8 protein-coding genes are annotated in these 5,143 nt (G+C 32.6%); 7 read left to right on the top strand and 1 reads right to left on the bottom strand.

All coding sequences use genetic code 11. From position 1 onward, the window contains the following. Nucleotides 1-475: 475 nt before the first annotated feature. Nucleotides 476-634 carry a matrixin family metalloprotease gene (locus BMZ04_RS21645; protein WP_177184550.1) on the top strand — a complete coding sequence of 53 codons (159 nt, stop codon included), beginning with the start codon at nt 476-478 and terminating at the stop codon, nt 632-634. A gap of 6 nt (nt 635-640) precedes the next feature. Beyond that, on the top strand, nt 641-778 hold the full coding sequence (locus BMZ04_RS22585) for a hypothetical protein (RefSeq protein ID WP_177184549.1): 138 nt from the start codon (nt 641-643) through the stop codon (nt 776-778). Between the two features lie 202 nt (nt 779-980). On the opposite strand, the gene BMZ04_RS21640 is transcribed toward BMZ04_RS22585, so the two are convergent. Continuing rightward, entirely contained in the window at nt 981-2,426 is a 1,446-nt protein-coding gene (locus tag BMZ04_RS21640; RefSeq protein ID WP_093277780.1) for a glycosyltransferase family 2 protein, read from the bottom strand. Nucleotides 2,427-2,784: 358 nt separating this feature from the next. Between BMZ04_RS21640 and BMZ04_RS21635 the strand changes: the two genes are divergently transcribed. From BMZ04_RS21635 to BMZ04_RS21615, 5 genes are all read left to right on the top strand, one after another. Beyond that, nucleotides 2,785-2,970 (top strand): hypothetical protein, encoded by a 186-nt coding sequence (locus tag BMZ04_RS21635; RefSeq protein ID WP_093277776.1) that lies wholly within the window; start codon nt 2,785-2,787, stop codon nt 2,968-2,970. Nucleotides 2,971-3,123: 153 nt separating this feature from the next. Then, on the top strand, nt 3,124-3,582 hold the full coding sequence (locus tag BMZ04_RS21630; RefSeq protein WP_093277772.1) for a hypothetical protein: 459 nt from the start codon (nt 3,124-3,126) through the stop codon (nt 3,580-3,582). Between the two features lie 156 nt (nt 3,583-3,738). Next, nucleotides 3,739-3,984 carry a hypothetical protein gene (locus BMZ04_RS21625; RefSeq protein ID WP_093277768.1) on the top strand — a complete coding sequence of 82 codons (246 nt, stop codon included), beginning with the start codon at nt 3,739-3,741 and terminating at the stop codon, nt 3,982-3,984. Between the two features lie 165 nt (nt 3,985-4,149). Then, nucleotides 4,150-4,443, top strand: coding sequence for a hypothetical protein (locus tag BMZ04_RS21620; protein WP_093277765.1), 294 nt, complete (start codon nt 4,150-4,152; stop codon nt 4,441-4,443). Nucleotides 4,444-4,500: 57 nt separating this feature from the next. Beyond that, nucleotides 4,501-5,013 carry a hypothetical protein gene (locus BMZ04_RS21615; RefSeq protein WP_093277760.1) on the top strand — a complete coding sequence of 171 codons (513 nt, stop codon included), beginning with the start codon at nt 4,501-4,503 and terminating at the stop codon, nt 5,011-5,013. The last annotated feature ends 130 nt before the right edge of the window (nt 5,014-5,143 follow it).

Raw genomic sequence — 5,143 nt, 5'->3', positions numbered from 1 at the left:
GCTAGATGGAACGCGGAATGCTTGGAAACTGGCACGTTCCGTGTGGAGTAGGGGAAAAGCTGGCGATAACCTCAAATGCTTACCTATTACTAACGATTAGTTGAAGATTCGCTTTCCGAAATAATCAATCTATTTTAATATAATGAATAGAAATAAACACTGAAACCTCGTATTTTGATTAAAACTTGTGCAAAATACGTGTACAGAGATAATAATGTTGTTTATAAAACTCCAGTCATGTTATTCCACAATCGGGCCAGATTGTGGAAAAAGGAAACTGAATAAGTCCACTTTTTTCAGAATTACAAGACAGTCATTAAAAATGGCTCTGGAGAATCGATTCTAATGCAACTTATTGCTTGAAGGTAATAAGTCATAGGTTATACAAAAGGAGACGCTAAAATTGTAGTTAACGGTGGATATTATGGTGATGTAGGGTGGTCAGGGAGAGCAACAAATTATAGTCACGAAAAACATGGGTGTACTCTCTCATGAAATTGGATATGCTTTAGGACTTGGTCATGTAAGTGGTCCAAATAAGCTTATGTATGATAATGACGGTCGGACTGTGTTCAAGCCAACTTCAGATGAAATAGACGGTGTAAATTATTTATATTTAAGAAGAGGAGGTTAGGAAATTTTGAAAGTCACCAAAAAAAGAGTCATAATAACAGCCATATTGATTTTTTCTGTTCTAGTACCGATATTTGAACAAAGTTTTGGGGGTTCTACTGGCCCGTTTGTTGCACAGGATTTGTTAGGTTTTCAAGGAATGTAATATCTAATATCGAGAGTTGAAAGAGAGTGCCCATTTACACGCAGTGATTTTTTTGGCAAAAATAACCGCGTATTAATGGTTTCCTATCGGAGGGATTTTTGATAAAAATAGCATAAAGAAATTTATAATCCTGCATTAAACTTGAGAATTTGGAATGAACTTGACTTTCTTATTGAGAATATATATGAAAGCGGCACCCCTCCTAGCTGTTTCTCCATTTGTTTTCTGAGAGTGCTTCAAAAGAATTAGTAAGTGCATACAATCGAAGCTTTTTTATTTCATTTAATTGTTTCGATATTTTCACTTCCGAAGAAGAGTTGCAGTCATGGAGTTTTGATATTGGCTTACTATCTCTCAAATTCTCTACCAGTTTAATAAGCATGGTATGGAATAATTGTTTAAATTCTCGGTATTCAAATGGATGTATTTCGCATAGTTCATTGTATTGAGAGACCACATAATGAATTTGAGTGAAACTTAGAGCTGGTTTATGTTCTAAGGCTAAAGCTAGAACATCGAAATTAGGGAACTTTTTCATGAAATGAAGTAAATTACCCATTGCTTCTGGAAAGTTATTTGAAGATGTTGGGTGTTCCTGATGATAGCAAAATGTTGAAGAATCTAATAAAAAGCGGGCACCATTTTTGTACAAGCGATATCCAAGCTCCCAATCTTCTGCCCCATACCCTCGAAATGATTCATCAAAATACCCTACCTTATCCAGCATTTCTCTATTGACTGATACGTCCCCTGTTAAAAACGCAATATAAGGAAGCGTATAATTACTTAGATCTAATCCAAAATCGCTTAATCCATTGTTAAGCTCCTTGGTGAAATACCAATTCGGAAATGATAAATTTTGAAAGGAATTATTATCTATATCCTTCTTAGTGATGAGTGGGAATAACTGATTAGAGTTTTGGTGATTTTGTTTATATTCATTATATAAGAATCTGAAATATGGATCACGGGGAACAAAATCATCTATGTGTTCCCACTGTTTACTATTGAAATCGGAAGTCAGAAAGGTATAAATACCTCTATAGTGCATCGCACCACTTACTACTATATTCTTATCATTAATGTGGTGTTTATAATGATTTTCAATGAAGTTAGGCTCAGTGAGCATTTCCGCATCTAGAAAGATTATTACTTCTCCTTCCGCAAGTTGGATGCCTAAGTTACGTACGCGTGACCGACCTTGGTTTTTGCTTGGACGCACATATTTAAACTTAAAGGGTGGATCGAATTCTTTAGGAATATGAGAAGTATTGTCAGAGGAACAATCGTCAACTAAGATAACTTCAAAACTAGAAAAATCAAATGTTTGTCCCAATAAGCAATATAGCGATAAAGAAACATATTCGTATTTATTGTATGAAGGCATAATAATACTTACCTTTATATCTTTTTTATCTTTATTTTTTACAATTAATTCATAATCTTCCTCCTTTTTTTCTTTTACATTACTTTGTCTTTCTTTTGCACTACTTATTTTTTCTTTTACATTACTTATTTTTTCATTTGCACTACTTATTTTTTCTCTTGCACTACTTATTTTTTCTTTTACATTACTTTGTCTTTCTTTAACCTTACTTTTTCTTTTTTTTTCATTACCGCTAAATAGTTTAGTTTTTTTGAATTCCAAACTAATTCTCCTCCTATATAATTAACATTTTTATATAGAGTATGAAAAATATATTTTATTGAATGGACATATAACCTTCTCCGGTCAAACCTTTACGGAATCTCACTTCTTCTTCTTTTCTTCCACCCTTATATTATTCATCAAATATACATCGTTGAATTGACGGGCTTTTAGTAGGTTCACACGTCCCGTCCGAATTAATTGGACAGGTGATTCACCTGTAATGGTAAAGTCGATAGAGTTGATTAAAAGGGATGAGAAGCCTATTACATACGATGAAGATAGTATAAAATATGAAGTCCTTGGTGCAGACCCATTAAAGTCATAAGGGATATATGGTGAACCAGATGTAGGGGAATTGAAAAATAAAGAAGAATTAGAGATAAATGGTGAGGGAAAAATTGTACTTAAATTAGTATTAGGAGAAGAAGTAAAAGAAGATAGTGAACGAAGAATAAAAATCAGTTTTAGTATTAACGGGAATGAAAGTGAAAAAATTGTTGAATGGAAAACCCTCGAACAATTAACTATGGATAATAATTAAAAGTAGTTACATATATTCCTTATTTCACTAACGGGTGCTTTAGTTCAACAAGTGGCTGCCTGTAATGGTAGCTTTCTCTTATTGAACTAACGAAGCAGGTTAGTGCAATAAGACTTATGTTAAAATACAGAAAAATACTAGGGAATGATTTGAGTGGTACGATTAAAAATTGGTGATGTTTTTGAGATAGTTACATCAAATGGAATAGGGTTATTTCAATATGTTCATAAAGACGAGACCATTGGAGAGTTAATCCGTATATTACCCTCTTTATTTGAGGAGGGTTATGTTATAAATGATGAATTAGTGGAAAAGAAGGAATTATATCTTATTCATTTTCCTTTAGGTACTGCACTAAATCAAAAGCTAGTAACTAAAAAGGGTAATTATCCAATTCCACAAGATTTTAAATTACCTATAAAATTTAGAAGTGAACATATGGTAAATGGTGAGTTGATTTGTTGGCATATCATTGACTATGATACTTGGTATAGAGAAAACGTAGAGAGACTTTCTGAGGAACAAAAGCAACTATCACCTTGGGGGATTTGGAATGACACCTTACTTAAACAGAGATTGGCTGAAGGATGGACATTAGACAGATGGATTTAAACTAACGGGTGCTTTAGTTAAACAAGACCATCATTTCGATGGTCTATTTTTACGTCCAAAACATCAAGTAGATTTCGGCGATCCATTGTGAAATGTTACACTTAAACTAACGCGGCAGGTTAGTTGAATAACACAAATGGAAGAGGAGGTGTTCGTATGCAAATTTTCTTATGCTTTTTATCCTTGTTTGTTTTAAATGGTCTAGTAGTGGGTTCTATGGAAAGTGATTTATTAATTGATATTTTTGGTAACGCAGGTAAAGATATTTCAATTGTTTTTGGAATACTCTTACTCTATTTGATACGGAATTATTATAAAGCGATAAAAGGAATAGTTTTTGGTGTGTTATTTTTTTCAAGTGTTTTTACTTATATAGGACTTATTATCTTTTTTGTTGATTAAAGATGATAAAAGTTAATTTATCTTTACTTGTTATATTGTGAAAAATTGCACTTAAACTAACGGGTACTTTAGTTATACAAGTGGCTGCCTGTAAAGATTGCTATTTCTTATTGAACTAAAGGGGCAGGTTAGTTGAACAACAAAAATATAAAACGAGGGAATTAAATGAAGACCAACGAAGAAGCAATTTGGGGAATGATTAAAGATACTTTTTCTTATGTAAAGTACATCACCCTTTCAAAAGAAGAAAAGACTGAAGTTAATATAAGCTTAGTTAAGGAAAAATACTGGTTCCAAGAACTAATGTTTACTGAACCATCTATACTAAAATTGGTAGAAGGAGATAAAGAAATTAGGCGATATTTTTCATCGAGGAAAATGGTTAGAAAATTGCTAAGGGACAAAGAAGAACGGCAGCGTTTTAAAGGACTTTTAAACGATAGATTAAATTGTTATTGAACTAACGGGTGCTTTACTTCAATAAGAAGTGGGCTTAAATATGTAATAAAGGAGGCGATGAAAATAATAGGGAAAGATAAAGGGGAAATTAACGAAATAGTTTACAATAACACTGTTTACTACAATGGAAAATATAGACGTTACCCAACCATTACTGAGTTAAAAGGAATATTAGATGAGATTATTAGTTCTGATTCAACTACCGAATACATTAGGATTACACCATTCTATATAAATGAGGAAGTAGATATGCAAATTGAATTCGAGGAATTCATGTTTTATATAGAATGTAGAGATTGGTTTGATGAGAAAGACCAAGAGATGCATATCTTAGATTGTCTTGAACCAATAGATACCCCTAGAGCACTTAATGATGTGAAGCTAGGTGCCATATTATATCCATTATGTAAACATAACGATATTGTTTCATATCAAAAGGCACTTGAAGAATATAAGGACTCTTTAAGGGATATTTTACCTAGGATGATGAAAATAGCAAAATCAGAAATGGAGTTAAATGAAGAACATTTACCATTTGGATGTTTTTGCTTTGAAATTCATAGCGGGTAATATGTTATTCAACTAACGGGTGCTTTAGTAAAAACAGATCATCATTCGATGGTCTATTTTTACGCCCAAAACAACGAGTAGATTTCGATCATACAGTGTGAACTGTTACACATAATCAACTAATCTACTA

The organism is Psychrobacillus sp. OK032 (assembly GCF_900111345.1).
Classification (GTDB): Bacteria; Bacillota; Bacilli; order Bacillales_A; family Planococcaceae; genus Psychrobacillus.
Note: the sequence above shows the minus strand (reverse complement) of the source record. Positions and strands in the feature narration are given on the sequence as shown.

What these genes read in the sequence shown, in the direction of transcription:
- BMZ04_RS21645 (WP_177184550.1), top strand. Translation starts at nt 476, where the DNA reads ATGGGTGTACTCTCTCATGAAATTGGATATGCTTTAGGACTTGGTCAT.
- BMZ04_RS21625 (WP_093277768.1), top strand. Translation starts at nt 3,739, where the DNA reads ATGCAAATTTTCTTATGCTTTTTATCCTTGTTTGTTTTAAATGGTCTA.
- BMZ04_RS21620 (WP_093277765.1), top strand. Translation starts at nt 4,150, where the DNA reads ATGAAGACCAACGAAGAAGCAATTTGGGGAATGATTAAAGATACTTTT.
- BMZ04_RS21615 (WP_093277760.1), top strand. Translation starts at nt 4,501, where the DNA reads ATGAAAATAATAGGGAAAGATAAAGGGGAAATTAACGAAATAGTTTAC.